Genomic DNA, 23728 nt, shown 5'->3' on the forward strand with positions numbered 1-23728 from the left:
CACATGGTGAACCTGGAAGTGGTCAACACCTATGAAGGCACGCACGACATCCACGCGCTGATCCTGGGCCGCGCCCAGACCGGCATCCAGGCTTTCCAGTAAGCCGGGCCCGGACGAAAAAAAAACCGCCGTGAGGCGGTTTTTTTTTCGTCTGCCGCGGCTTAGAAGTGGGTGCCGAGCATGATGGCAACGGCGGTCGGGTCCAGGCGCGCTTCCTGCGTCTGGCCGGTGGAGTAGCTGGCGGTGGTCTTGAGCCTGGTCTTGACCACGTTCACGTCCGCGAACCACTTGGCGTTGATGGCCATGGTGGCACCCAGTTGCACGCTGGCGGCCCACTTGTTCTTCATCGTGAAGGTCGACGCGGGGCCGCCCGGGTTGAGCAGCGCGGTCAGCTGGCCGGAACCGGTTTCCTTGCGGAAGTAGGCGTAGGTCAGGCCGACGCCGGCGTAAGGACGGATCGTGGCGGTCGGCTGGAACAGGCGGTATTGCAGGAAGGCGGTGGGCGGCAGCACTTCCGAGGTGGCCAGCTGGCCCGTGCCTTCCAGCGATCCGGCGCCATAGATCTTGTGCTTGTACGGCAAGCCCAGGTCCAGTTCGGCCGAGATGTTATCGGTCAGCATGCGGCCGATGGTGAAGATCGGCTGGGTGTCCGCGCCGATGTCGGCTTTGCTCTCCGGCAGCGCCGGGGCGCTGACGTTGCCGCTCTTGACCTTGGGCGTGATCTTGTTGATACCGGCTTTCACCACCCATTCGCCGGCCGCCTGCGCCGACGCGCCCGAGGCGGCGCCCATGGCGGCAGCCAGCGCCAGCATTTTGACAGCGCTATTGAAACGAATTTTCATCTTGTTATGTCTCCAGAATTGCAGTGATTACAGCCAGCCCTTGACGACCATTTTTTCCGACACGTAGCGCGCCAGCAGGAAGTGCAGGAACGGGGTCGGGTGCACGGTGTCGGCGTACGAGTAGTGGCTGACGTCGCCGGCTTTCAGGTTGGAGCCGTTGCAGGTCAGCGAGCTGCTCAGCGGGTTCTTGGCCGCCGTCAGGTCGCAAGCGGTTTCCTTGACGTTGGTCAGGCCGTACGGGCCCGGGTTGGTGGCCTGGTCATGGCTGACGCTGTAGGTGTCGATGATCAGCACGCCGTCGGTGGTGCCCAGTTCGGCGGTCAGCGTATCGTTGAAGCCCTTTACCATGGCGTTGATCAGCGTGCGCGTCGATTCCGAGCGCGACAGGCCGGACGGCGTGTTGGCCACGTCCGGGATGTTGTTGACCACCACGTACTTGGCGCCGTTGGCCAGGATCTGCGTCTTCACCAGGGCCGAAACTTCCTTGGCGGCGGTGATCATCACCGGCACCAGTGCCGGGCCGTTGGCGGCGGCGTAGTCGGCGCCAGCCTTGGCGCCGGCGGCAGCGCCGTCTGCCTTGGCCTTGGTGACGATGGCCAGCTGGTTGGCCGGCACCGCGGCGGCGGTGTTGCCGGCCATGACGGCGGCGGTCACGGCGGCGGTCACCACCGAGGTCTCGGTCTTGCCGGGACGCGCGTTTTCGGTGGCCAGGGCCAGGCCGATGGACGCTGCCGCCGTTTGCGGGTTGGTCGCGCCGGCCGCCAGCTGGGCCACCAGGCTGTTGGCGAAGGCGGTGTTGCCGGCGGCGGCGCCGGCGGCGGTGGCGGCGGTGGACAGGTGCTCCAGGCCCAGCAGCAGGTCGTTATTGCCGCTCCACATGAAGACGATCTCGTCGCCCTTGAACTTGCCGCCCACGGCCGCCAAGTGGTTTTTCACCTGGGTCACGGCCGGCACGGTCAGCGCGCCGACGTCGCTGCCGGTGGACTTGTGGTTGTCGCCCACCGGGTTGGTGACGCGCGAGCCGCCCTGGCCGTAGGCGTAGCAGCCGGTGTGGTTCTGCACCGGCACGCTGAAGCCCTTGGCCGCGTTGCCTTCCAGGCCGGTCTGCGCCGCGCAGGGGGCCGGCAGGCCGAACTGGGCCGCCAGCAGCTCGATCCAGATCTTGCCGGTCAGCGCGGGATTGGCGGCGGTGTTGTTGCCGTTGATGGTGAACTTGCCGCCGCCCAGGGCTGCCACGGTGCCGACCTTGTAGGTGCCGACGTCGGACAGGCTGTCGCCGAACGACACCTGGGATGCGAATTTGACTTTGAGGGTTTGGTCGCCGCCGGTTGGGCTGCCGCTGCCGCAAGCGGCCAGAATTGCCGCGGCCATGACCGCCAGGGCGAGTTTGGTGTGACGCATTGTATCTCCTGAAAAGAATATTCTTGTTTTAAACGCACGGGCGTGCTATTTGCAACCCGATTAATATGCCAGCCCCGGCAGGGGTTGTATAGCGCAATTTTGTAAATTGGGCAGTTTAGACTAAAGCGTCAAATAATTACAGTACGGATACATTTCACTCAGGATACATTTCACCGGGCACGGAAGAAGTCGCGCGCCGCGCGCAGGCAGAACGGCGCCACCAGGCCGGCGTGGTAGGCGTCGCGCACGGCGGCGTCGCCCGAGCCGCCGCTGACGGCGGCATTGGCGCGCACCGCCGTCTTGGCGGCCAGGAAGCCCAGCTTGGGCTGGGAATAATCGTCGCCGAACAGCGACGGGGTGGCGTCGAGGTTCACCACGTGCAGCGTGCCGCCCGGATTGCGGGCGCGGAAATGGTCGGCCGCCGCGCTGGTGTTGTAATAGGGAACCAGGGGATCGGCGTCGCCGCCGCACAACAGCAGCGGCGCGGCCGGCGCGTAATTGCGCAGGTCGTTCTTCTGCAGCCACAGGCGCAGCGGGTGCTGGGGCGCGCAGGCCAGCGCGTCGGCGGCGGCAGTCCCGCTAGCGTCACAGGGCCGCGCGCGCAGGTCGGCCGTGTAGGCATCGCGGTAGCTGGTGCGGACCAGGTTGCCGTCATTGAAGTAGGCCTTGCTGCCGTCCGCCTGCGGCATGGAATCCAAGGCGAACAAGGCACTGGTGGGCAGCTTGCCCAGGCTGGCCAGGTCGCCCAGGCTGAGCGTGCCGGGCAGGATGTCTTCGACGCCGAAGGCGTACGGCGCCTCGTACATCTCGCCGGGGCTGGCGTACAGGCGCGCGCCGGCGTGCTGGCCGGCGTTGACCAGCATGGGCAGGAAGGCGGTGGCGCCGTGCGTGGGCGCGCCGCCGAACATGGCGTCGCCGAATTTGAGCAGCGCGTAGGGACCGGACAGGCCGGCGGCGGCGGTTACCGTGAACTCGGCGGCGTGGCGCGTCTGCATGGCGCGCTGCGTGGCCAGCGCCACGTAGCCGCCCTGCGAATAGCCGGTGACGTACAGCCGCGCCGAGGCGCTGGCGCCGACAGCGCTGAACGCGGCCCGGGCCGCGCGCAGGCCGTCCACCATGTCGGCCGATTGCTGCTCGGCGTCCAGGTAGGCGTGGTAGCCCAGCGAGGAGCCGGCGTAGCCGGCATAGTTGGGCGCGACCACGATGTAGCCTTGCGCGGCGAAGATGGCGGCGATCAGGCGCGCCTCGGTGCCGTCCAGCTTGCTCATATCGTAGGACTTCAGCGGCGAGGTGCCGTGCGCGTACAGCAGCACCGGGCGCGGACCGGTGCAGGCGGGATCGGCGCCGGACGGCAGCATGAGGGCGGTGCTGGCGTCGGTGTCTTCGCCGGCCGAACCGATGGTGCGATAGCGCAGCCTATAGGTGCTGACGGCGCACAGCGGCGTGCTGGTGATGCTGCTGGCGCCGCTCTGCGCGCTGTCAAGCAGCTGCTTGAGCGCTTGCGCGTCGTAGGCAGCGACCGCCGTGGGGCCGCCCACCAGGGTGCCGCGCTGGGATGGCGGCGGCGCCACCACCACGGGGCTGGTGCCGCCCGGCGCGCCGCTGTTGCCGCCGCCACTGCCACTGCCTGCGCTGCCGCCACCGCAAGCGGCCACTGCAACCGCCAGTAGTGAAACTGTCAAAAACTTCTGGTAAAACATGCCAACTCCGCCGATTTTTCTGTCAAATCAGCATAGCAGAGTCAGGGCATTGCGGACTGGAAAAAGCTGCGCGCGGACATCAGGCAGAACTGCGCAGCCAGCCGGCTGTGGTATCGATCGGACACCGCCTTGACAGGATCGCTACCCTTTTTGACAGCATCGGCGCGCATCGTGTCGCGTTCTCGCGCGAAACCTTGTTTGAACGGCAAATAAGGATCGTCCGGCAGCGGCGTTTCCAGGTCCACCAGCACCGCTGCCGCGCCATGCGCGGCAAAGTAGGCATGGGTGGCGACGGCGTTCGCGAACGGCACCACCGGGTCCTTGCCGGCGCCGCACAGCATCAGCGGCGAGGTCGGCGTGAAGGTGCGCAAGTCGTTCTTCTGCATCCATTTGCGCAGATTGTGCTGGGGCGCGCAGGCCAGCGGTTCGGCCGGGTCGCGCTCGCAGGGGTTGCTGGCCATGTCTTGCAGGTAGGCATTGCGGTAGCTGGTGCGCACCAGGTTGCTGTCCGCGAAGAAGGCGGAGGCGTCCGCCGCCTGCGGCTGCGAGTCGCGCGCAAACAGGGCGCCGCCCTTGGGCAGCCGGCCCTTCCTGACCAGGTCGTCCAGCCGGACCTTGTTGGGCAGCAGGCTTTCTATGCCGCTGGCGTAGCGCGCTTCGTACAGGTCTTCCGGCGCGGCGTACAGGGCGGCGCCGGCGCGCTGGCCGGAGGTGGTGAGCAGCGGCAGATAGGACGTGACGCCGGTGTTGGGGCGACCGCTGAAGATGCCGTCGGCCATTCTCACCAGCGCATACGGGCCGGACAGCGCCGCAGTGGCGGTGACGGTGAATTCGTCCGCGTGGTGCAGCTGGATGGCGCGCTGCGTGGCCAGCGCCACGAAGCCGCCCTGGGAGTAGCCGGTCAGGAAAAGCTGGGCGGACGCCTTGGCGCCGAGCACGGCGTAGGCGGTGCGCGCGGCGCGCAGCGCGTCCACCATGTCGCCGGCCTGCTGCTCGGCGTTCAGGTAGGGGTGGTAAGGCAGGCTGGAGTTGCCGTAGCCGGCGTAGTCCGGCGCCACCACGATATAGCCCTGGGCCGCGAACATGGAGGCGACCAGGCGCGCTTCGCCGTTCAGGCGCGCCATGCTGAAGGTCTTGTCGAGCACGGTGCCGTGGGCGTACAGCAGTACCGGGCGGGGGCCGCTGCACTGCGGATCGGCGCCGGAGGGCAGCATGATGACGCCGCCGGCGTCGGCCGGCTCGCCCTGCCCGCCCACGGTCTGGTAGCGCAGGCTGTGGACGGCGATGGTGCAGCGCGGCTCGCCGGTGACGGCCAGCAGGCCGTCGCGCCGTTCCAGCAGCGTGCGCAGCAGCGCAGCTTCAAGCTTGTCGACCTTGTCGGTGACCAGGTCGATCGGCACCACGGCGGGACCGGCCAGCAAGGTGCCGCGCGGGGCCGCCGGCTGCACGGACATGGCGGCCGATGGCACCGTCTTGTGGACCGCGCGGGCGCTTGCAGGGGCGGTCGGGGTGGCAATTGCGGGGGCGGACGGGATGGCAGCAGGAGGCGGCGCGGAGGCGGCGCCCGGCCGGGGCATGCTGACCGGCGCGAACGGCGGCGGCGCGTCCTGGGCCGGCGAGCTTGCAGGTGCGGCGGCAAGGATCGCCGCCAGCCAGGCATACAAGGTTCGGGTCATGGCGACCTCCTCTTCTTGTTATGCGCGCCGGACCGCTCCGGCGTGGTTCCCTTTCACTATTGCAGGAACGTCTCAACAATACCAGAAGAACCGAAAGCTGCGCGCCGGAGTCGGTCATTGACGCCCAGCCATGCGTCGTTTTGTGGCGGCGTTTCGACGAGGATCAACTCGGCGCCGGTCTGGTCCATGGCGCGTAGCGCGGCGTACAGGCCGAAGGCATAGCCGGCGGCGTCCGGCGGCATTTGCTGGTGCGGCCCCTGCTTCGCCTGCGGCAGGGCCGAATAATGGATCACGGCTGCCTTGCGGCCCTTGGCGGCCAGCTTGGCCAGCAGGTCGGGCAGCACCGCGCTGTCGGCCAGGACGACCGGGGCCTTGGGCGCGTAGTGCGATTCCAGCGTGCCGGAGGCGCGCGGGGCGCTCTGGTCGGGCAGGTTGGGCATGGCGCCGATGACGTCGGCGATGTCCTGCGCGCCGATATGGCCGGGGCGCAGCAGCACCGGGCCGTGCGTGGCCAGGCGCGACAGGTCGAGGATGGTCGATTCGATGCCGACCTGGCTGGAACCGCCGTCGAGCACGGCAAGGCGCAGCGCGCCGGCGGCCGACGCCGCGCCGGCGGCTGCATCGGCCGGGTCCGCCATGCTGGCGGTGATGGCGGCGGCGTAGGCGTGGGCGGCGGCTTCGGCCGCTTCCGCCTCGCCCAGCACCATGGCGCCGAATTCGTCGCGCACATGCTGCGCGGTGGTCGGGCTGACGTTGCCGAACTTGTTGGCCGACGGCGCGGCCACGCCGCCCTTGCCGCCCTTGAAGGCGGCCAGCAAGGCGATGGCCACCGGGTGCGACGGGCAGCGCATGCCCACCGTGTCCTGGCCGCCGGACACGGCGTCCGGGATATGGGCGTTGCGCTTGAGGATCATGGTCAGCGGGCCGGGCCAGAAGGCCTTGGCCAGCTGGTAGGCCTCGGCCGGGATGTCGCTGCACCAGTAGCCGAGGTCGGCGCCCGGCGCCACGTGCACGATGACCGGATGGTCCTGCGGCCTGCCCTTGGCGGCGTAGATGGCCGCCACCGCTTGCGGGTTTTCGGCGTCCGCACCGAGGCCGTACACGGTCTCGGTGGGAAACGCCACCAGCTTGCCCGCTTCCAGCAGCACGGCGGCCGCGCGGATGGCGGCCAGGTCGATCGCTGCGGTCACGGTGCGATGCCCAGGATGGCGCAGGCCGCTTCCAGCTGCCGCCGTGCCTCCGCCAGCGTAGGCGCGACGAAGGTCACATGGCCCATCTTGCGCGCGCGGCGCGGGTCGTCCTTGCCGTACAGGTGCAGATTGGCGCCGGACAGCGCCAGCACCTGGTCCCAGGCCGGCTCGCGCGTGGCGTCCGACTCGTCGCTGAACCAGACGTCGCCCAGGATGTTCAGCATCACGGCCGGCGAATGCTGGCGCACGTCGCCCAGCGGCAGCCGCGCCATGGCGCGCACCTGCTGCGCAAACTGGCTGGTGACGCAGGCGTCCATGGTGTAGTGGCCGCTGTTGTGCGGGCGCGGCGCCATCTCGTTGACCACCAGCGAGCCGTCGGCCAGCACAAAGAACTCGATGCACAGCACGCCCACGTAGCCCAGTTCGGCCACGATGGCTTGCGCCGCCGCCTGCGCCTTTTTCGCGCAGTCGTCGGACACATTCGGGCCCGGCACGGTGGTGGTAAACAGGATGCCGTCGCGGTGCACATTTTCGGCGATCGGGTAGACCACCGACTGGCCGTCCGCACCGCGCGCGGTCAGCACCGACACTTCGTAGGCCAGCGGCAGCATTTTCTCCAGCAGGCAGGTCACCTTGCCCATGGATTCAAACGCGGCGCGCACGTCCTCGCGGGAGCGCACGCGCACCTGGCCCTTGCCGTCGTAGCCCATGCGCACGGTTTTCAGGATGCCCGGCAGCAACGCGTCGCCGATGGCGTCGATGTCGTCCTGCGAGGCGATCACCTTGTGCGGCGCCGGCTGCACGCCGGACTTGGCCGCGCAATCGACGAAAAAGCGTTTCTCGGCGATGCGGTCCTGCGCCACCGACACGCCGTGCGCGTCGGGCGCAACGAAGACGTGCTGCGCCAGGCGCGACAGACTGTCGGCCGGCACGTTCTCGAACTCGGTGGTGACGGCGAAGCACTGCGCGGCCAGCACGTCGAGGCCGGGGCCGTCGCTGTAGCCGGCGTTGATCAGGCGCTGCGCGACCTGCCCTGCCGGGCAGTCGTCGGACGGTTCCAGCACGGCCACCTGGTAGCCCATGCTTTGCGCGGCTTGCGCGAACATGCGGCCCAGCTGGCCGCCGCCCATGACGCCCAGCCAGGCTTGCGGATTGGCGGTGGGCAGGAACGGGGCCAGCGCGGTTGCAGGCTGGCGGGCCGCCTGCGGTGAAGACTTGGGATTACTCATTATTCAAGCGCACCATTCAAGCGGCAAAGTCGTGGAGCGGCAAGGTCATGGCCTGGGCCACGCCGGTTTGCTGGACGCGGAACGCTTCCAGCTTGTCGGCCAGCGCGTCGTCGGTGGCGGCAAGCATGGCCACCGCCGTCAGCGCGGCGTTGGCGGCGCCCGCTTCGCCGATGGCGAAGGTGGCCACCGGCACGCCCTTGGGCATCTGCACGATGGACAGCAGCGAGTCCTCGCCGCGCAGGTACTTGGACGGCACCGGCACGCCCAGCACCGGCACGATGGTCATGGCGGCCACCATGCCGGGCAGGTGGGCCGCGCCGCCGGCGCCGGCGATGATGGCGCGCAGGCCGCGCGCGCGCGCGCTCTTGGCGTAGGCGTACATCTGGTCGGGCATGCGGTGCGCGGAAATGACTTGCGCCTCGAACGGCACGCCGAACTGCTTGAGGATGGACACCGCGTTCTGCATCACGTCCCAGTCCGAGGACGAACCCATGATGACGCCGACGACAGGCTTGTTCTGATCGGCCATGCTTATACCTTCAGCTTCTCGCCGGTCAGGCGTTCGATGGCTTCGAAGTACTTGGCCTGGGTTTTGGCGATGACGTCGGCCGGCAGCGCAGGCGCCGGTGCGGTTTTGCCCCAGGCCAGCGTTTCCAGGTAGTCGCGCACGAACTGCTTGTCGAACGACGGCGGCGACATGCCGGGCTGGTAGGAATCGGCCGGCCAGAAGCGCGACGAGTCGGCCGTCAGCACTTCGTCCATCAGGTGCATCACGCCGTTTTCGTCCAGGCCGAATTCGAACTTGGTGTCGGCGATGATGATGCCCTTGGTGGCGGCGTATTCGGCGGCCGCCCGGTACAGGGCGATGCTGGTGTCGCGCATCTTGGCGGCCAGTTCGGCGCCGATGCGGCTTTCCATTTCGGCAAAGCTGATGTTTTCGTCATGCTCGCCCAGGTCGGCCTTGGCGGCCGGGGTGAACAGCGGCTCGGGCAGCTTTTCAGCCTGCTTCAGGCCGGCCGGCAGCGCGATGCCGCAGATGCTGCCGGTGTCCTGGTAATCCTTCCAGCCGGAGCCGATGATGTAGCCGCGCACCACCGCTTCCACCATGATGGGCTTGAGGCGCTTGGCCACCACGGCGCGGCCCTTTACCTGCTCCACTTCATCGGCGGCCACCACGGATTCCGGCGCCACGCCGGTCAGGTGGTTCGGCACGATGTGGCCCAGTTTCTCGAACCAGAAGTCGCTCATCTGGTTCAAAACCATGCCCTTGCCGGGAATCGGTTCGTTCATGACAACGTCGAAGGCCGACAGGCGGTCGGTGGTGACGATCAGGATCTTGTCGTCGCCGACAGCGTAGTTGTCGCGCACTTTGCCATGGCCGAGCAGTGGCAGGGATTTGATGGAGGATTGGTAAAGGCTGTTCATAGCGGGGAGGGTGATGTGATAAAGCGAGACAAAGCGAAACCGGCGCGCGGGCCTGCGTGCCCGCCGGTCAAGAAAATCGGGCCGGGGAATCCCCCGGCCCGTTCCAGACAGAATTTTACTTCACAATCTGCGCCAGGGCGCCGGCCTTGTAACGCTCGGCCATTTTTTCCAGCGGCAGCGGCTTGATCTTGCCGGCCTGGCCTTCGCAGCCGAACGCCAGCAGGCGCGCCTTGACGATCTCTTCAGCGGCGGCGCGGGCCGGCTTCAGGTAGTCGCGCGGGTCGAACTTGGCGGGGTTCTCGAACAGGTATTTGCGGATGGCGGCGGTCATGGCCAGGCGGATGTCGGTGTCGATGTTGATCTTGCGCACGCCGTGGCGGATGCCTTCCTGGATCTCTTCGACCGGCACGCCGTAGGTTTCCTTCATGTCGCCGCCGAATTCGCGGATGATGGCCAGCAGTTCCTGCGGCACCGACGAGGAGCCGTGCATCACCAGGTGGGTGTTCGGAATGCGGGCGTGGATTTCCTTGATGCGGTCGATCGCCAGGATGTCGCCGGTCGGCTTGCGGGTGAACTTGTAGGCGCCGTGCGAGGTGCCGATGGCGATGGCCAGCGCGTCGCACTGGGTGCGCTGCACGAAGTCGGCGGCCTGGGCCACGTCGGTCAGCAGCTGCTCGCGGGTCATGGTGCCGTCGGCGCCGTGGCCGTCTTCCTTGTCGCCCTTCATGGTTTCCAGCGAACCGAGCACGCCCAGTTCGGCTTCCACCGTCACGCCGATGGCGTGCGAGAACTTGACCACTTCGCGCGACACTTCCACGTTGTAGTCGTAGGAAGCCACCGATTTGCCGTCCGCTTCCAGCGAACCGTCCATCATCACCGAGGTGAAGCCGGAGCGGATCGCGGCCATGCAGACCGCCGGCGACTGGCCGTGGTCCTGGTGCATGACGACCGGGATGTGCGGATAGGCTTCGACGGCGGCGTCGATCAGGTGGCGCAGGAAGGCTTCACCGGCGTATTTGCGGGCGCCGGCCGATGCTTGCATGATGACCGGGCTGTTCAGGGCATCGGCGGCAGCCATGATGGCCTGCACCTGCTCCAGGTTGTTGACGTTGAAGGCTGGGATGCCATAGCCGTTTTCGGCGGCATGGTCCAGCAGCTGACGCATGGATACGAGGGACATGGTATTACTCCAAACAATAAAAAAATCGGTACGTGATCAGGCCGGGGAGAATTCCCCCACCTTCACTATCTTCAATGCGTTGGTGCCGCCCACCTGGCCCATCGGCTCGCCCCAGGTGACCACGATCATGTCGCCCTTCTTGACGATGCCGTACTCCACCAGCAGCTCTTCGACCTGGTGCAGCACCACTTCGCTCGAATCGCCCTGCGCCAGCTGGTAGGCGCGCACGTTGCGGTACAGCGAGGCCTTGCGGGCGGTGGTCACGCTCGGGGTGAGCGCGAAAATCGGCGTGTCGATGCTGTGGCGGCTCATCCACAGCGCGGTGGAGCCGGATTCGGTCAGCGCCACGATGGCCTTCACGCGCAGGTGGTGCGCGGTGAACAGCGCGCCGTAGGCGATGGACTGGTCGATGCGGGTGAAACGGACGTTGAGGAAATCGGCGTCCAGCTTGTTGTATTCGGATTGCTCGGCCTCGACGCAAATCGCGGCCATCATTTCGACGGTCTCGATCGGGTACTTGCCGGAGGCCGTTTCGGCCGAGGTCATGACGGCGTCGGTGCCGTCCAGCACGGCGTTGGCCACGTCGGACACTTCGGCCCGGGTCGGCACCGCGTTGACGATCATGGACTCCATCATCTGGGTCGCGGTGATGGCCAGCTTGTTCGATTCGCGCGCCATCTTGATCATGCGCTTTTGCAGCGCCGGCACGGCGGCGTTGCCCACTTCCACGGCCAGGTCGCCGCGCGCCACCATGATGCCGTCGGACGCGTCCAGGATCTCCTGCAGCGCCGGAATCGCTTCGGCGCGCTCGATCTTGGCGATCATCATGGCCTTGTGGCGGTATGGCTCGCCGGCGATGTTGGCCAGCTGGCGCGCCATCGCCATGTCGGTGGCGTTTTTCGGGAAGGAAATGGCCAGGTAGTCGGCCTGGAAGCTCATCGCGGTCTTGATGTCTTCCATGTCCTTGGCCGTCAGGGCCGGCGCGGTCAAGCCGCCGCCGTGGCGGTTGATGCCCTTGTTGTTGGACAGCTCGCCGCCGATTTTCACGGTGGTGTGGATTTCGCTGCCGCTGACGCGCTCCACCACCAGCACGATCAGGCCGTCGTTCAGCAGCAGCACGTCGGCCGGGCGCACGTCGGTCGGCAGCGCCTTGTAGTCCAGGCCCACGCGCTCCTGGTTGCCCAGTTCGCCGTTCTCGCCCCACTTCGCGTCGAGGATGAACTGGTCGCCGTTGGCCAGTTCGATCTTGCCGCTTTCAAACTTGCCGATGCGGATTTTCGGGCCCTGCATGTCCGCCATGATCGCCACCTCGCGGCCGCACTCGGCGGCCGCCTTGCGCACCAGCGCGGCGCGCTCGATATGGTCCTGCGCCTTGCCGTGCGAGAAATTCAGCCGCACCACGTCCACGCCGGCCCGTATCATTTTGACCAGGATGGCGAAGTCGGTGGAAGCGGGGCCGATGGTGGCGACGATTTTGGTACCACGGGACATAGAGTTCCTTTGCTGGGAGCGGACAAGCAGATGCGACGGGCGGGGCAGACCCATCGGGTCCGCCCCCAGGTTTTACTTGTTGAAACGCTGGGTCAGGATTTCCACCGCAGGCAGAGTCTTGCCTTCCAGGAACTCCAGGAAAGCGCCGCCACCGGTCGAGATATAACCAATTTTATCGGTAATGTCATATTTTGCAATCGCCGCCAGCGTATCGCCGCCACCGGCAATCGAATATGCCTTGGAACTGGCGATGGCCAGCGCCAGCGTCCTGGTGCCTTCGCCGAACTGGTCGAACTCGAACACGCCAACCGGGCCGTTCCACACCACGGTGCCGGCCGCGGCGATCTTGTCGGCCAGCAGCTTGGCCGTTTTCGGGCCGATGTCCAGGATCATGTCGTCGTCCGCCACGTCGGCCACATCCTTGATGGTGGCCGCCGCCGTTGGCGAGAATTCCTTGGCGCACACCACGTCCACCGGGATCGGCACTTCGGCGCCGCGCGCGGCCATGATGTCGATGATGGCCTTGGCTTCGGCCACCAGGTCGTTTTCCACCAGCGACTTGCCGATGTTCAGGCCGACCGCCTTCATGAAGGTGTTGGCGATGCCGCCGCCGACGATCAGGCCGTCCACTTTCTCGGACAGCGCCTTCAGGATGGACAGCTTGGACGACACTTTCGAGCCGGCCACGATGGCCAGCAGCGGACGGGCCGGGGCGCCCAGCGCCTTGCCCAGCGCGTCCAGCTCGGCCGCCAGCAGCGGACCGGCGGCAGCCACCGGCGCGAACTTGGCGATGCCGTGGGTGGAGGCCTCGGCGCGGTGCGCGGTGCCGAACGCGTCGTTGACATAGACGTCGCACAGGGCGGCCATCTTCTGCGCCAGCTCGTCGGCATTCTTCTTTTCGCCCTTGTTCACACGCACGTTTTCCAGCAGCACCACCTGGCCGGCCTGCAGGCCTTCCAGACCGGCGCCGTCCACCCAGTCCTGCTTCAGTTCGACCGGCTGGCCCAGCAGCTCGGCCAGGCGCCTGGCGACCGGCGCCAGGCTGTCTTCCGGCTTGAACTCGCCCTCGGTGGGGCGGCCCAGGTGCGAGGTGACCATGACCTTGGCGCCGGCCGCCACGGCGGCGCGGATGGCCGGCACGGAGGCGCGGATGCGGGTATCTTCGGTGATGTTGCCGGCGTCATCTTGCGGCACGTTCAAGTCGGCGCGGATGAACACGCGCTTGCCTTGCAGCGCATGTTGGTCGATCAGATCTTGCAGACGAATGAAGTTCAGAACAGCTTGCATGGCTACCCAAAGGACGAAGGTTGGAAAGACCGCTATTCTACCGCAACGCCGGGCCCGATTCCCTTAGAAGATATGCAACAGTCTCAGGGTTGTGAAGAACAGCATGCCGAAAATGATGGTTTCCAGCATGTTCCTGCGCACCACGTAAAACGCGATTGAGACCGCGCCGGCCACCAGTTTCAGGTTGTCGAAGCCGATATGCACCGCGCCGTCCTGCGCCAGCAGCAAGTCCGGCGCCACGATGGCCGCCAGCGCGCAGGCCGGCGCATAGCGCAGCATTTCGTTGACCCGTTTCGGGATGGTGATGTGGTGCCCCACCAGCCAGAACGAGGCGCGCGTGGCGGCCGTGGCGATGGCCAGCGCCGCGATGGTCAGCCAGATTTCCCAGTCAGCCATGCTTGTCTTCCTTCAGGCGTCCGCGCTTTTCCGTCAATTCTTCCACCGCCATGGCGCTCAGCATGCCGATCACGACAGCGGCCAGCAGGCCCAGCTTGTATGGCAGGCCGGCGCCGGCCACCGCCACCGCGCCCGCCACGATCACGCCGACCACGGCCGGCCGGTTGGCCGTCAGCGGCACCATGATGCAGATGATGGCCAGGGTGCCCGCGAAGCCCAGCCCCCACTCGGCCGGCACGGCGCTGCCCAGGAACACGCCGGCGATGGAGCCGATCTGCCAGGCGGCCCAGTTGGGGTACATCAAGCCTTTCAGATAGGAGACCTTGCCGCGCACCGGTTCCACGCTGGGGTATTTTTGCAGGAACAGCGCGGCCGTCATGTCGCCGGAGCAATAACCGAGCACGAAGCGCTGGCGCCACGGCAAGCCGGCGAAATGCGGCGCCAGGATGACGGAAAAGATCACGAAACGCAGGTTGACGGCAAACGCGGTCAGGAAAATGACCCAGATCGGCGCGCCTGCCGCGATCAGCGGCAGCGAGGCCAGCTGGGCCGAGCCGGCAAACACCATCAAGGTCATGCCCAGCGCCTGCGGCACCGTCAGCCCGCTCTTGACCATGGCCACGCCCACCACCAGGCCCCAGGCGCCGATGCCGAACAAGGTGGGAATGCCGGTGCGCAGTCCCTCGCGCCAGGCGGCTTCGTCGTGCAGGGCTACGTCGGCGGCTGTGACTGTGGCGGTGGCGGCGGCGGTGGCCGGAACAGGGGCAGGCGTGGCTTCGTTCATGTGGTTTTCCTGCCACGCGCGCCTCGTTTCAGTGGAAGCGAACGCCATCGGCCGGTACTGTAGATCAGGTGCTATTCTACCGATGATTCTTGGAATTGCGCGAATCCGTTAAAATCGGTGTTTTCAGCCTAAGTTTCACGGAGATAGCCAAGATGACCCAAGCCACCCAAGCCGCTGCAGTTGAGCTCGACGGAAAAGACCTGCCGGCCCATTGCCCGAACCCAGCCATGCCGCTGTGGTCCTCGCACCCGCGCGTATTCCTGGAGTTCAACCATGATGGCGTGGCCAAATGCCCGTACTGCGGTACCGCCTACCGCCTGAAGCCGGGCGCGGTGGTGCCGCACCACTAAGCATCAGCATGTTTTCCATCAACGCCCGGAGGCTGCCATGCCAAAAAAGCAATTAAACGGTAGCGCAAGCGAAGTCGAAGCCGCTTTTTACGATGCGCTGAACCGGGCCGACGTGGAAGCCCTGATGGCCCTGTGGGCTGACGACGAGGAAATCGCCTGCATCCACCCGGGCGGTCCGCGCCTGGTGGGGCACCGCGCGATCCGCGAATCGTGGTCCATCATCCTGGAACATGGCGGCCTGCACATCCGGCCGGCGGTGTTGCATGAAACGCACAATCTGATGAGTTCCATCCACTCCGTGGTGGAAGGCACCACCGCCGCCACCGGCGAGCCGGCCCACCTGGTGGCCAGCAACGTCTACATCAAGACGCCGAAGGGCTGGCGCATCGTGCTGCGCCATGTGTCCGTGGCGCCCGGCCCGATCCCGGTGGACAATCCGCAGCAGGTGCTGCATTAAGGTTGCCGCAGCCGAGTTCCGTTGTGAGTACAGGGCCATGAACTACACCGCACCACTGTGGCTGCCCAGCGGCCACCTGCAAACCATCTACCCCGCCACCTGCATCAGCAAGCCGCCGGTGGCCTTCCGCCGCGAGCGCTGGCAGGCGCCGGACGGCGACTTCATCGATGTCGATTTCGTCGACGGCCAGCCCGGCCAGCCCTTCGTGGTGCTGTTCCACGGCCTGGAAGGCTCGTCCGACAGCCACTACGCGCGCGCGCTGATGGCCGACGTGTGCGCACGCGGCTGGTCCGGCGCGGTGCCGCATTTCCGGGGCTGCTCGGGCGAGGCCAACCTGGCGCCGCGCTTCTACCATTCCGGCGACGCGGCCGAGATCGAATGGGTCATCCGTCGCCTGCACGCGCGCGCCATGGATGCCGCCTGCAGCCGCTTCTACGCCACCGGCGTGTCGCTGGGCGGCAATGCGCTGCTGCGCTGGCTGGGCGAGTCGCAGCATGGCGCCGAGATCGTCGATGCGGCGTGCGCCGTGTCGGCCCCGCTGGACCTGGCGCGCGGCGGCGAATCGCTGTCGCGCGGCTTCAACCGCATCTACACGCGCATGTTCCTGAACACGCTCAAGCCCAAGTGCGTGGCCAAGCTGAAGCAGTTCCCCGGCCTGTACGACTTGAACGCGCTGATGGCCGCCGACGACCTGTACGCCTTCGACAACGTGGTGACCGCGCCGCTGCACGGCTACCGCAACACGGACGACTACTGGGACCGCGCCAGCGCCAAGCACGTGCTGCTCGACATCACGGTGCCGACCCTGGTGCTGAACGCCAGGAACGACCCCTTCCTGCCCGGCATTCACCTGCCGCGCAAGGCGGCGCCCGGCGTGCTGCTGGAGTATCCGGAACAGGGCGGGCATGTCGGCTTTGCCGTGGGCCGCCCGCCCGGTTCGCTCAACTGGCTGCCCAGGCGCATGATCCACTTCCTGGAAGGCGAAACCGCCAGCCGTGCGGCCGGCCGTGGCCAGATGTGCGAAGCTTGAACCATGGATGACATCGTAAAACAGGCGCTGGCCAAATGGCCGAACGTGCCGCACTGCTACGGCTGGCTCGGCCTGGATGCGCGCGGCAACTGGCGCATGCGCGACGAGCGCGCGCAGCACTTCAACCTGCCCGGCGACAAGCTGACCAACGCCGCGCTGGTGGGCTTCATCGTGCGCAACTACGCCAGCGACGAGCGCGGCTGCTGGTACTTCCAGAATGGCCCGCAGCGGGTGTATCTGAATTTGGAGACCACGCCGTTCGTGGCGCGCACCGATCCGGCGCAGGGCTTTGTGCTGCACACCGGCGAGGCGCTGGGCCGGCCGGAGGCGGCGTATCTGACGGAAGACGGCGAGGTGCTGCTGCAACGCGGCGCCGTGGTGGCGCAGCTGGACGACCGCGACGTGGCGCAAGCGATGGAGCTGCTGCAGATGGATGGCCACCCGGTAGGCGACGACACCTTGCTGGCATGGATCGAGGACAGCGCGGCCACCGCCGCGCTCACCTTGCGCACCGGCGGTGCAACGGTGCCGGTGCAGCGCCTGCGGCGCGACGACATCCCCGCCCGCTTCGGCTTCGTGCGCCTGCCGCAAGCGGACGCGGCGCCCTGACGCCCGGCGGCTTACGGTGCTCCGCACCGAACCCGCGCTACGCGGCCGGCTACCCGCTCGTCCCGCTCGCCCACAGGGCGGATTAGCGCGCAGCGCGTAGTCCGCCAGGCGCCGCCTACGGCTCCTTGTACTTGTCCCCCATTGCATCCTTGCGCCGCTGCTTGAGCTCGCGTTCGCGCGCATCGATCTGCGCCTGGTCGTAGAAGGACGCATCGCTGGCCTTGCGCGCCAGGTTCAGCTGGTCCAGCGCCGCCAGCGTGCCGCCCTGCAAAGTGTACGACTCCGCCAGCGCCATATGCTGCAAGGCCATCTTGCCCTGCTTCGCATACGCCCTGGCCAGCAGATCGTGCACCTCCGGCTCTTCCTTGTAGAACTGCGCCTGCTCGCGCAAGTAGCGCGCCGCCTCCTCCAGCTGGCCGGACAGTATCATCGCCTCCGCGTACTGGTGCGCAATGCCGCGCGACAACGGGAACTGCTGGTGCGCCGCCAGCGCCTCCTTCAAGGCCGCCGCCACCATCGCCTGATTCGACTCCTGCGCCAGCTTGATATCGAGCGACAGGCTGGTGAACACGGTCGGCGCCGTGTCGCGCTTGCCCATGCCGAACACGCCGGCCGGCATCGGCGCCTCGATGGTGGCGCGGGCCTTGTCCAGCCAGCGCTGCGCCGCCACGAAATCGTTCTTCTTGAACATGGCGAAGGCCATGCCGTACTGGCCGGCCGTCTTCTGCTGGCGGTTGTCCTGTTCCATCAGGCTTTCGAAATACTGGATCGACTCCGCCAGCCCCTGCGTGCTCAAATCCTGCAGCACCCGCGCGCGCGAGCGCACCAGGTAGAACGCCAGGCTGTCGAGGCGCTGCTTGTAGGGCTGCTCGCGGATGCGGGCCTGGATGTCGGCGATGCGTTCGGTGGTCAACGGATGGGTCAGCAGATAGGCCGGCACCAGGTCGCTGTAGTTGCGGCTGGCGGTCTGCATGCGCTGGAAGAAAGCCACCATGCCGCTGGTGTCGAAACCGGCCTCGCCCATGATCTGGAAACCGACCCGGTCCGCCTCGCGTTCGGCATCGCGGCCGAAGTTGAGCTGCCGCTGGATGGCCAGGCCCTGCCCGCCCATCATCACCCCCATGGCCGCGTCCGGACTGGACTTGGCCGCCAGGATGGCCAGGATCATGGCCGCCAGCGGGATCAGCGCGTCCTGCTTCTGCTGCCCCAGCTGGCGCGCGATGTGGCGCTGCGCCACGTGGCCGATTTCGTGGCCCAGCACCGACGCCAGTTCGGACTCGGACTGCGCCGCCAGCAGCAGCGCCGAATGCACGGCTATGAAGCCACCCGGCAGCGCGAACGCGTTCAGCTGGCCGTCGCGCACGGCGAAGAAGAAGTAGTTGAAGCTGGCCTCGCCGCGCGCGCCCGGATGGGCCGCCACCAGGGTATTGCCCAGCGTGTTCAGGTATTCCAGGATGGGGGCGTCGTCGAGGTAATCCTTGTTGCTGCGGATGTCATACATGATCTCCTCGCCCAGCTTGCGCTCGATCAGCGGCGACAGCTCCTGCCGCTCGGTGTCGCCGAGGCTGGGGAGATTCAGGGGCTTGGACAGCGGCATCTGGGCCATGCCCGTGGGGGCGGCCAACAGCAGGGATGCAGCCAGAGGGAGCAAGCGCAGCAAAAAACGTTTTGATTTCACAATGATATGATACCTGTCGATACCTGCAACTGACGAACTATACTCCAATGACCAGCACTCCAGCCCCAGACCAGCTCACCCACTTCGACACCACCGGCCAGGCCCACATGGTGGACGTCGGCGCGAAACAGGAAACGCACCGCACCGCCGTGGCCGCCGGCAGTATCCGCATGAAACCGGAGACGCTGGCGATCATTTTAGCGGGAAGCGCAAAGAAGGGGGACGTGCTGGGGATCGCGCGCATCGCCGCCATCATGGGCGCCAAGCGCACCAGCGACCTGGTGCCGCTGTGCCATCCGCTGGCGCTGACGCGCGTGACGGTGGACTTCACCACCGACGAGGCCGCCTCCAGCGTGCACTGCACTGCGCAGGTGGAAACCTACGGCAAGACCGGCGTGGAAATGGAGGCGCTGACTGCGGTGCAGGTGGGGCTGCTGACCGTGTACGACATGTGCAAGGCGGTCGACCGCGGCATGGTGATGTCCGATATCCGCGTGATGGAAAAGCACGGCGGCAAGAGCGGCGACTGGAGCGCGACCAGCTAAGTTTTCAGTACGCGGCTCAGTACGCCCGCTTGCCGGGCACCGTCAGCGTGATCTCGGTGCCGGCGCCCGGCTTGCTGCCGATCTCCAGGCTGGCGCCGATGCCGCCGGCGCGCTCGCGCATGCCGACCAGGCCCCAGTGGCCCGGCCGGTGGCCGGCAGCGGCCACCGACTCGTCCAGCCCCCGGCCGTTGTCCCGGATGCGCAGCACGAAGGCGCTGCCGCCATACGCCAGTTCCAGTTCGATGCGCGTGGCATCGGCGTAACGCGAAGCATTGAACAGCGCCTCCCGCGCGACGGCGTAAATCTCATCCTGCACTTCCTTGCGCAACTGCCTCGGCGTGCCGGCGACCTGCATGGCGAACGCATGCGGACGGTGGTCGGCCAGCGCCTTGCCGAGCTGCTCGAGGGTCAGCTCCAGCATGTCCGGCGAGGCCGACGCGCGCAAGTCCAGGATCTGGTCGCGGCCTTCCACCAGCAGCTGCTCCGCCAGGTTGAGGGTACGGTCCAGGCGGGTGCGCTCCTGCGTGCCCTCCTCCACGTGGCGGCTGTGCGCGTCGAAGGAGATCAGCAACGAGTGCATGCTCTGCAACAGGGTGTCGTGCAGGGCGCGCGCGATGCGGGTGCGCTCCGCCAGGCGCTCTTGCAGCCGTTCCTGCATCCGCCGCGTGAGATAGCGTATGCGCAGCGCATAAGCCGCGTACAACAGCAGCAGCACGAGCGCACCCAGCAGCAGCTTGAACCAGCCGGTTTGCACGAAGGTGGGCGGTATTTCCAGTTCCAGCGCCGCGCCCTTGGTGTTCCATAGATGGTCTTCGTTCGATGCCGTGACCTCGAAACGGTATTTGCCGGGTGCCAGATTGGTGTAGTACGCCTGCCGCCGCCCTTCCGGCTCTTGCCACGCTTGATCCAGCCCGGCCAGCCGATAGCGCAGCCGCACGCGCTCCGGAAGCGACAGGCTCAGCGCGGTGAAGTCGATCTGCAGGTCGCGCGTGCCCTGCGGCAGCGCCAGCGCGCCGGCATCCGGGATGGCGTAGCGCACGCCGCCGGACAGCACGCTGACCACTTCCACCGGGGGCGGCAACGGATTGCGCGGGATCCTGGCCGGATCGATGGTGCCGACCGAGCCGGTGGTGGCGTACCACAACGCGCCCTCGCTTGACAGCCTCAGCGAGGGCACCGGCCGCAACTGCGGCGCGCGCCCCTGCATGCCGTCCTGCGCATTGAAGCGCTCGAATGCCACCGGCTTCGCGCCGCTGTTCAGCCACGCGCCGAGGTCGGCTGAGGAAACGCGGAACAGGCCGTCTGCCCCGTTCAGCCACAGGTCGCCGCCGGGCAGGCGCACGATGCCGGACACGCCCCTGAATTGCTCGCTGCGTTCACCGCGCAGGGGGACGAAACGGCCGTCCCGGTAGGCGGCAACGCCGTTTTCGCCGCCGGCCCACATGGTGTTGCCGTCGAAGTACAGATGCAAGGCGGTCCCGATCTGCAAACCCTGTTGCGGCCCGAGCCGGCGTACCTGCCCTGGTGCGGCGACCGTGATCTGGCTGCGCAGATGCCCCATCCAGACGTTGCCTTCGCCATCGAGCGCCATGGTGGTGATCAGCGGCGCGGGAATGCCCTGCAAAGCGCCCAGCTTCGTCCATGCCCCTTGCACAAGCTTGTATACGCCTTTGCCGGACGAGAAGGAGACCCACAGGGCGCCGTCGCGGTCCTGCTGCATGGCGTGTATGCGCAGGCTTTTCACCTCGTCCGGCGAGCGTATCAGCGTCTCGCTGCCATCGGGCGCGCGGCGCTGCACGCCTTCCATTCCGCCCAGCCACAGTACGCCGTCCGGGCCGGTGTAGCTGGCAGTGATCGGCCCCGCGACCTCGCGGCGGACACGGCCCTCGGCGCGGTAGCTCCACACGTCGCCCGAATAGTCGCCCACCCATACGTCGCCGGACGGCCCGGCCACCAGCGCCGGAAACTCCAGCTGCTTCTCGACGGGCATGGTGCGCAAGCGGTTCGGGCGCAGCCGGTCTATGCCGCGCGAAGTGCCGATCCACAGATTGCCTTCGCGGTCCAGGAATGAGGCGCCCAGCATGGGGCCGCTGATACCGTTCAGTTTCGACAGGCGCTGGTCGGGCAGGCTGGGACCGTCGGGCGCCAGCCTGCGCTCCAGGCTGTCGCGGTGGATCATCCACATGGTGCCCTGCCGGTCGAAGCGCATGAACGAGCCTTCGAGCTCGGGCTTGACGGGTCCCTCCCCGGCGGCGGGGGCGACGGTGTGTATCCGGTAGTAGCCGCCTGCAAAATCGTTGCCCCATAGGGCACCGTCGGGCGCTTCGCACAGCGCCACGAGCGCCTTGCGCGGCCATGCCTGGCTGAAGCGGGTTTCGCCCGGCCGGCGGAAGTAGGCCCCGGTGTTGGTACCGATCCAGGTGACGCCATCGCGGGTGAACAGGATCTGGAACGCGCCCAGCGACGGCAGGCCGGCTTCGGGGCCAAGGTATTGGAAGCGCTTGCCGCCCGGGGGCAGCACCGCCACGCCGTCGCGCATGGCGGCCCAGACCGCCCCGTCCGGCGCCGCTTCGATATGCATGACGCCCACTGTTCGCAGGCCGTCGCTTTCCCCATAGGTGTGCGCGCCGTCCTTCCTGAAGACCGACACGCCGCCGACGCGGTAGCCGACCCAGACTGCGCCATCCTGCGTGGTGGCCAGGCCCATGATGTTGCTGGCGGCAAGCGGATGGCCGTAGACCTTCTCGGTGCGCTCGAAGCGCACGCCGTCGAAGCGATACAGGCCGGTTGGAGTGGAGATCCACAGCCAGCCGTCCGGCGCTTGCGCAAACTTCGTCGCGCCGGCCGGCGCGCCGTCCAGCTCAGTCCAGGCTGTGTGGGTGTAGTCGATGAGCAGCGGCCGGGGCGCGGCCGCAGCGGCGGTTGGATACCCGGCGAGCAATAACAGAAACAACAGGGATGTGATGGCAGGCAGGATCATCATGTGGCACGGCATTGTTACGGTGGAGTGCTGCGATGGTATAGAAAGGAGCGTCATTATTGCAATACTGTAAAAATATTACCCCCGGTATATAATCGATTTCATAGACATAGGAACAACAAAAGGGCGCACGAATGAGCAGTGGTAGCACGCCAGCCGAGATCAAGCCTCAGGAATATGAATTTGAACAGATGAACCTCCAGGTCGGAGGGAGGATACAGTTCATCACGCACCGGACCATGAAGCCGATCCAGCACTTTTCCACGCTGATCGGCTGGGTGAAGGACGAGTACATGATCGTCAAGGTGCCGTTCGAAAGCGGCGCGCCCATCTCGGTCACCGAGGGGGACAAGCTGACCATACGGGTGTTTTCGGGCGTGAACGTATGTTCCTTCTCGGCCATCGTGCAGCGCGTGTTCGGGCGGCCGCTGTTCTACGCCCACCTGTCCTTCCCCGAGAAGATCCAGGGTACCAGCTTGCGCACGGCGATGCGGGTGAAGGTGGATATTCCGGCGCAGCTGAGCTGCGAGACCAGCGGCAGCGTGTCGGTGTTCCTGGTGAACCTGAGCGTGTCGGGGGCGCTGATCGAATCGAAGCGGCAACTGGAATCGGATGATGCGATGGTGGGACTGTCGTTCACGCTGATTGCGCAGCCGGGCAACCGGCAGGTGCTGGTCAACACGCACGCGAGCATCCGCAATATCAACGTGATCAAGCCTGCGGCGGGCGACAAGCCGGAGGTGTTCACCTATGGCGTGCAGTTCGTGAATCTCGACCCGACGCATTACACCTTGCTGCAGAACCTCACCTACGAAGCGCTGATCGCCGACCGGCAGAAGATTGTGTAGGCATAAAAGCAAAAAAACCTGGCCGAGGCCAGGTTTTTTTTCGCGCCGGCGCCGGAGCGCCGTCTGCGGTGATGGGGTGTTAGCTTATGGGGCTGGCGCTGGGGCTGGGGCTGGGGCTGCTGCCGCGGTAACGTTATTCTTCGTAATGGCGGCCAGTGCGGCAGGTTGAGTCACCGTGGTCGTGTTATCCCAAGAAATCGTCGAGCCGTTCAGCGTAGGTGCCATGGTAATGAGCAGACCATCCACACCAGTGCCGATGCCAGTACCCATGGTCAAGACAATGGTACCGTTCGTGACGGTTACGCCGGCGACTTCTTTAGTTGGGGTGAAAACAGGAACGCCGCCGGAGCCGGTATCGCAGGTGTCGAACGAGCCACCGGCTTCTTGCGAGCACAGACCAACCGCAGTCTTGATGGAGTTGACCGAACCCAGTGCATTACCGACCTTGGCTTTGATGGTGTAGTCGCTGTACGCAGGAATTGCCACTGCTGCCAGGATACCGATAATTGCCACGACGATCATCAGTTCGATCAGGGTGAAACCGGCTTGGGCTTGTTTCTTCATCATTTTCATGGATTTCATTTTGCTGCTCCTCAAGGGGTGAACTGGTTGTTTGGTGCCACACTTGAG

General features: G+C 66.5%; 22 protein-coding genes. 6 read left to right on the forward strand and 16 right to left on the reverse strand.

What is annotated here, in order from left to right; all coding sequences use genetic code 11:
- Window positions 1-161: 161 nt before the first annotated feature.
- From AC6H42_RS04685 to AC6H42_RS04745, 13 genes are all read right to left on the reverse strand, one after another.
- Window positions 162-842 (reverse strand): OmpW/AlkL family protein, encoded by a 681-nt coding sequence (locus AC6H42_RS04685; RefSeq protein WP_057152990.1) that lies wholly within the window; start codon window positions 840-842, stop codon window positions 162-164.
- A gap of 27 nt (window positions 843-869) precedes the next feature.
- A complete protein-coding gene (locus AC6H42_RS04690) occupies window positions 870-2243 on the reverse strand; it encodes an SGNH/GDSL hydrolase family protein (protein ID WP_057152989.1) in 1374 nt (457 codons plus the stop codon).
- 170 nt (window positions 2244-2413) lie between these two features.
- Window positions 2414-3925 carry an alpha/beta hydrolase family protein gene (locus AC6H42_RS04695; protein WP_497547505.1) on the reverse strand — a complete coding sequence of 504 codons (1512 nt, stop codon included), beginning with the start codon at window positions 3923-3925 and terminating at the stop codon, window positions 2414-2416.
- A 59-nt stretch (window positions 3926-3984) separates the two neighbouring features.
- A complete protein-coding gene (locus AC6H42_RS04700) occupies window positions 3985-5619 on the reverse strand; it encodes an alpha/beta hydrolase family protein (RefSeq protein ID WP_082551481.1) in 1635 nt (544 codons plus the stop codon).
- 56 nt (window positions 5620-5675) lie between these two features.
- Window positions 5676-6809 (reverse strand): L-threonylcarbamoyladenylate synthase, encoded by a 1134-nt coding sequence (locus tag AC6H42_RS04705; RefSeq protein ID WP_497547506.1) that lies wholly within the window; start codon window positions 6807-6809, stop codon window positions 5676-5678.
- Entirely contained in the window at window positions 6806-8038 is a 1233-nt protein-coding gene (locus AC6H42_RS04710) for a 5-(carboxyamino)imidazole ribonucleotide synthase (RefSeq protein WP_497547507.1), read from the reverse strand. Before AC6H42_RS04710 ends, AC6H42_RS04705 begins: the two co-directional genes overlap by 4 nt.
- A gap of 16 nt (window positions 8039-8054) precedes the next feature.
- On the reverse strand, window positions 8055-8567 hold the full coding sequence (gene purE / locus AC6H42_RS04715) for a 5-(carboxyamino)imidazole ribonucleotide mutase (protein ID WP_057152981.1): 513 nt from the start codon (window positions 8565-8567) through the stop codon (window positions 8055-8057).
- Window positions 8568-8569: 2 nt separating this feature from the next.
- Entirely contained in the window at window positions 8570-9463 is an 894-nt protein-coding gene (locus AC6H42_RS04720) for a phosphoribosylaminoimidazolesuccinocarboxamide synthase (protein WP_497547508.1), read from the reverse strand.
- A 115-nt stretch (window positions 9464-9578) separates the two neighbouring features.
- A complete protein-coding gene (fba, locus tag AC6H42_RS04725; RefSeq protein ID WP_057152977.1) occupies window positions 9579-10643 on the reverse strand; it encodes a class II fructose-bisphosphate aldolase in 1065 nt (354 codons plus the stop codon).
- A gap of 36 nt (window positions 10644-10679) precedes the next feature.
- Window positions 10680-12134 (reverse strand): pyruvate kinase, encoded by a 1455-nt coding sequence (gene pyk / locus AC6H42_RS04730; protein WP_057152975.1) that lies wholly within the window; start codon window positions 12132-12134, stop codon window positions 10680-10682.
- 72 nt (window positions 12135-12206) lie between these two features.
- Window positions 12207-13421, reverse strand: a complete 1215-nt coding sequence (locus AC6H42_RS04735) for a phosphoglycerate kinase (protein WP_497547509.1) — start codon at window positions 13419-13421, stop codon at window positions 12207-12209.
- 63 nt (window positions 13422-13484) lie between these two features.
- Window positions 13485-13817 carry an AzlD domain-containing protein gene (locus AC6H42_RS04740; RefSeq protein ID WP_057152973.1) on the reverse strand — a complete coding sequence of 111 codons (333 nt, stop codon included), beginning with the start codon at window positions 13815-13817 and terminating at the stop codon, window positions 13485-13487.
- Window positions 13810-14601: an AzlC family ABC transporter permease gene (locus AC6H42_RS04745; RefSeq protein WP_082551479.1), complete on the reverse strand. Its 792-nt coding sequence runs from the start codon at window positions 14599-14601 to the stop codon at window positions 13810-13812. The genes AC6H42_RS04740 and AC6H42_RS04745 overlap by 8 nt, the downstream gene beginning before the upstream one ends.
- A gap of 152 nt (window positions 14602-14753) precedes the next feature.
- Here AC6H42_RS04745 and AC6H42_RS04750 point away from each other — a divergent pair, with 152 nt between their 5' ends.
- The 4 genes from AC6H42_RS04750 to AC6H42_RS04765 are packed head-to-tail and all read left to right on the forward strand — an operon-like array spanning window position 14754 to window position 17047.
- Window positions 14754-14951: a zinc-finger domain-containing protein gene (locus AC6H42_RS04750; RefSeq protein WP_057152971.1), complete on the forward strand. Its 198-nt coding sequence runs from the start codon at window positions 14754-14756 to the stop codon at window positions 14949-14951.
- Window positions 14952-14988: 37 nt separating this feature from the next.
- Window positions 14989-15408, forward strand: a complete 420-nt coding sequence (locus AC6H42_RS04755; protein WP_057152970.1) for a YybH family protein — start codon at window positions 14989-14991, stop codon at window positions 15406-15408.
- 37 nt (window positions 15409-15445) lie between these two features.
- Window positions 15446-16438: a YheT family hydrolase gene (locus AC6H42_RS04760; protein WP_057152968.1), complete on the forward strand. Its 993-nt coding sequence runs from the start codon at window positions 15446-15448 to the stop codon at window positions 16436-16438.
- A gap of 3 nt (window positions 16439-16441) precedes the next feature.
- Complete coding sequence (locus tag AC6H42_RS04765; protein ID WP_057152966.1) at window positions 16442-17047, forward strand: DUF2946 family protein; 606 nt, start codon at window positions 16442-16444, stop codon at window positions 17045-17047.
- Window positions 17048-17162: 115 nt separating this feature from the next.
- On the opposite strand, the gene AC6H42_RS04770 is transcribed toward AC6H42_RS04765, so the two are convergent.
- Window positions 17163-18653, reverse strand: coding sequence for a beta-barrel assembly-enhancing protease (locus AC6H42_RS04770; RefSeq protein ID WP_057152964.1), 1491 nt, complete (start codon window positions 18651-18653; stop codon window positions 17163-17165).
- A 119-nt stretch (window positions 18654-18772) separates the two neighbouring features.
- Here AC6H42_RS04770 and moaC point away from each other — a divergent pair, with 119 nt between their 5' ends.
- Window positions 18773-19270 carry a cyclic pyranopterin monophosphate synthase MoaC gene (gene moaC / locus AC6H42_RS04775; protein ID WP_057152962.1) on the forward strand — a complete coding sequence of 166 codons (498 nt, stop codon included), beginning with the start codon at window positions 18773-18775 and terminating at the stop codon, window positions 19268-19270.
- A 16-nt stretch (window positions 19271-19286) separates the two neighbouring features.
- Here the strand turns inward: moaC and AC6H42_RS04780 are convergent, their stop codons facing one another.
- Window positions 19287-22253, reverse strand: coding sequence for a sensor histidine kinase (locus tag AC6H42_RS04780; RefSeq protein ID WP_497547510.1), 2967 nt, complete (start codon window positions 22251-22253; stop codon window positions 19287-19289).
- A gap of 131 nt (window positions 22254-22384) precedes the next feature.
- On the opposite strand from AC6H42_RS04780, the gene AC6H42_RS04785 reads away from it, so the two are divergent.
- Window positions 22385-23098 (forward strand): flagellar brake protein, encoded by a 714-nt coding sequence (locus AC6H42_RS04785; RefSeq protein ID WP_057152959.1) that lies wholly within the window; start codon window positions 22385-22387, stop codon window positions 23096-23098.
- 84 nt (window positions 23099-23182) lie between these two features.
- Here AC6H42_RS04785 and AC6H42_RS04790 read toward each other — a convergent pair whose 3' ends face one another.
- Window positions 23183-23680 carry a pilin gene (locus AC6H42_RS04790; protein ID WP_082551478.1) on the reverse strand — a complete coding sequence of 166 codons (498 nt, stop codon included), beginning with the start codon at window positions 23678-23680 and terminating at the stop codon, window positions 23183-23185.
- Window positions 23681-23728: the final 48 nt, after the last annotated feature.

The sequence above is a fragment of the Massilia sp. NBRC 108631 genome (assembly GCF_059704565.1).